Below are 3699 nucleotides of genomic sequence, written 5' to 3' on the forward strand. Positions count from 1 at the left end.
GAGTCCCTCGCCGCCCTGCCCGCCGGCATCCAGCTCTTCTCGCTGCTCCAATCCAACCCCGCCTTGCTGCAGTTGATGGCGACCATCATGGGCGCCGCTCCCAGGCTCTCCGCCATCATCACGCGCCGGCCGCATGTCTTCGACGGCCTGCTCGATCCGGCGCTGCTCAGTGAACTGCCCGACCGCGCCTACCTGTCGGCGCGGCTGGCCGCCTTCATCGAAGGCGACCGCGCCTATGAGGACGTGCTCGACCGCTTGCGCATCTTTGCCTCGGAGCAGAAATTCCTGATCGGTGTGCGGTTGCTCGCCGGCTCGATCGATCCGACCCGTGCCGGCCGCGCCTTTTCCGATCTCGCCGATCTCACAATCGAGGCGGCATTGCAGGCGGTCAGCGCCGAGTTCGCAATGCGCCACGGCCGGATCGCAGGGGGGAGGGTGGCGTTGCTCGGCATGGGCAAGCTCGGCAGCCGCGAACTCACCGCCGGCTCCGACGTCGACCTCATCCTGCTATACGACCACGACGCGGATGCCGAGGAATCCGACGGCGAAAAGCCGCTGGCGCCTTCTCACTACTATACCCGCATGACGCAGCGCCTGATTGCCGCCGTTTCGGCGCCGACGGCGGAGGGAGTGCTCTACGAGCTCGACCTTCGCCTGCGCCCCTCCGGCAACAAGGGGCCGGTCGCCACTCATGTCGATGCTTTCAAGAAGTACCAGCGCCACGATGCCTGGACCTGGGAGCACATGGCGCTGGCGAGGGCCCGCACCATCGGCGGCGACGCGGCACTGTGCGCCGAGGTGGAAACAGAGGTGGCCGCGATCTTGGCCCTGCCGCGCGATGCCGCCAAGGTGATGGCCGATGCATCCGAGATGCGCGCCATGATCGAGAAGGAAAAGCCGCCGCGCGATCCCTGGGACATCAAGCTGATCCCCGGCGGCCTGATCGACCTCGAGTTCATCGCTCAGGTTGCGGTGCTCACCGGCCATGTCGCGGCCGGCCGCAGGGTGACGGCGACGGCCGACATCCTGGCAAGGCTGGCGCCCGACTTCGCCGGCGCCGATGTCAGGCAGCAGCTGTGCGATGCCTACGCGCTCTATCTGGCGCTGACCCAGATGATCAGGCTTTGCCTCACCGGTGAGATCCAGCGCGACGACGTGCCACCGGGGCTTTCAGATCTGCTTCTGGCGGTGACTGACGTGCCGGATTTCGCTGTTCTTGAAGCACATCTCAAGGAGACGTCGCCAAAGGTCAGACAGGATTTCGACCTTTTGCTGCGTGCGAAAAAATCATGATGGGCGGATGAACCTCAAGGCGGGAGCGTTGGAGCCGATGCGGAGAAAATCCGATGCTTAAACAAGGAGATAGGATGGCGGCCTGAATCTGATTGAGGAGGTTGCCGTCCTGGCATCGGGGGTGACGATGCAACAGGAGAAGACCAATGAGAAAGTCAACCAAGCTTGCCCTTGCTTTCGCAGCCCTTGCCGGCGCCGTCGGCACGACGGCCTATGCCGAAAATAACGCCAGCGCCAATATGCGTGACAACTTGATGTTACGCCTCGGCAAGGCGATGAAGGACTCTGACGGCCCCATCACCTTCGACCAGTTCTCTGACGCCATGGACTCGCGCCTGAAAAAGATGGTTGCTCAAAATGGCGGCAGGCTCACCGTTGCCGAACTCGCCGACGCGCTGGAGAAGGCGCGCTTCGAGCGCATGGCCAGGCGCATCATCGAGCGCTACGACACCAGGGGCGACGGCACGCTGACCGCCGACGACATCACTGGCCGCGAGAAGAAGCTGTTCGCCTTGCTGGACAAGAACAATGACGGCAAGATCGAAAAGGGCGAGCTGCCGAAGGGCGGCCGCTTCGGACGTCATCGGCAGTGGAATGGCGGTGACGGCGTGCAGTGAAGCTGAATGATCCGGATCCGGTGGGCTATGCTGCCGGATTCTCGAAAAGGCCTCGTTACTTCGCGCTGTCCCGCTAGCGTTGCCGAGGATTCCTACGGAAATCAATCAAGCCGCCGCCTTCACCGAAGGCGGCGCCTTCTTGAGCGGGATTCGCACCGACACGATCGTGCCGACGCCTTCGGTCGAGCGGATCTTCAGCGCGCCGCCCTGCAGCTCGGCCAGCGAGCGCGAGATGGCCAGGCCGAGGCCCGAGCCTGCATGGTTCTTTGAGAACTGGTTCTGCACCTGCTCGAAGGGCCGGCCAAGCTTGCTCAGCGCCGCTTTGGGGATGCCGCAGCCATTGTCCTCGATGGTCAGCACCAAGGCTCCTGAAGCGCTGCGCGCCCGGACCGAGATGTGGCCGCCCTGGCCGGTGAACTTCACGGCGTTGGACAGAAGGTTTATGGCGATCTGCTTGATCGCGCGGCGATCGGCGAAGAGCCGCATCGAATCAGCGATGCGGGTCTCCACCGTGATCGATTTCTCCGCCGCCTGCAGCGAGATGACGCGCACCGTCTCCTTGATCAGCGGGCAGAGGTCGATCTCCTCGCGGTCCATCGAGAACTGGCCGGCCTCGATCTTCGACATGTCGAGTATGTCGTTGATGACGCCGAGCAGGTATTTGCCGCTGCCGTTGATGTCGGTGGCATATTCTTCGTAGCGCGGCGAGCCGAGCGGCCCGAACAGGCCTTGTTCCATCAGCTCGGAGAAGCCAATGATGGCGTTGAGCGGCGTGCGCAGTTCGTGCGACATGTTGGCCAGGAATTCAGACTTCGCGCGGTTGGCCGCCTCGGCGCGCTCGGTCTCCTTCATGTATTTGCGGTTAAGCTCGACCAGCTCCCTGGCGCGTTCTTCTTCCGCCCGGCGGGCCAGGCTGAGGTCGTGGATGGTCGCCATTAACCGCCGCTCGCTGTCGACCAGCTTTTCCTGATGCAGCTTGATCTGGGTGATGTCGGAGCCGACCGAGACGGTGCCGCCGTCCCTTGTCCTCAGTTCGTTGACCTGCAGCCAGCGGCCATCGGCAAGCTGCCGCTCGAAGGTCGAGCCGCCCTGTGGGCCATTGGCGTTGGCCAGCCTGCGCTCCGAGGCGAAGGCCAGCATGCGTTCCTCGAGCACGGCGCGCGTCGCGCCCGGCATCACGTCGCGGTCCGACAGGCCGTTGTCCTTCTGGAACTTTGAATTGCACATGATCAGCCGCTCGGCGGCGTCCCAAAGCACGAAGGATTCGTTGATGTTCTCGATCGCGGTCCGCAAGCGCAGGTCCGCCGCCTCCGAGCGCAGCGCCAGGTGCCGCTGCTCGGTGACGTCGACGGCGATCCCGATCAGCTGGATTTCCGGCGCCTCCGGGTCGATCACCTGCGCTCTCGCGCGCATCCACACCCATTGCCCGTCGGCGTGCCGCATGCGGAACACCTGGTCGATGTGGTCGATCTCGCGCTCGACAATGCGATTGGCGAGTTCGAACAGGTCGCCGTCCTCCGGGTGGATGATCTCGTCGACCTCGCCGAAGGACAGCATGCTGTCGCAGGGTTCGTAGCCCAGCATGTCGTACATCGAGCGCGACCAGTACATCTTGCCGCGCACCATGTCCCAGTCCCACAGACCGCAGCGGCCGCGCACCAGCGCCATGTCGATGCGCTGATGCGCCTCGAGGTAGATGCGGTCGGCGGCCTGGGCGCGCGCTGCCTGGCCGAAATAGGCGTAGAGGATGATGATCAGCACCCCGGCCGTCAGCACAAACAGTGTGACG

At 64.2% G+C, this 3699-nt stretch carries 2 protein-coding genes and 1 pseudogene; 2 read left to right on the forward strand and 1 reads right to left on the reverse strand.

The window, feature by feature from the left end; all coding sequences use genetic code 11:
• A pseudogene (locus EN745_RS31630) lies at positions 1 to 1293 on the forward strand (bifunctional [glutamine synthetase] adenylyltransferase/[glutamine synthetase]-adenylyl-L-tyrosine phosphorylase); the annotation flags it as partial.
• 146 nt (positions 1294 to 1439) lie between these two features.
• Positions 1440 to 1910, forward strand: a complete 471-nt coding sequence (locus EN745_RS31635) for a hypothetical protein (protein WP_126055756.1) — start codon at positions 1440 to 1442, stop codon at positions 1908 to 1910.
• A gap of 105 nt (positions 1911 to 2015) precedes the next feature.
• Here the strand turns inward: EN745_RS31635 and EN745_RS31640 are convergent.
• A partial coding sequence (locus tag EN745_RS31640; RefSeq protein ID WP_127423063.1) for a PAS domain-containing sensor histidine kinase occupies positions 2016 to 3699 on the reverse strand: 1684 nt, incomplete at its 5' end.

Origin of the sequence: Mesorhizobium sp. M4A.F.Ca.ET.022.05.2.1 (assembly GCF_003998845.1) — a bacterium.
Classification (GTDB): domain Bacteria; phylum Pseudomonadota; class Alphaproteobacteria; order Rhizobiales; family Rhizobiaceae; genus Mesorhizobium.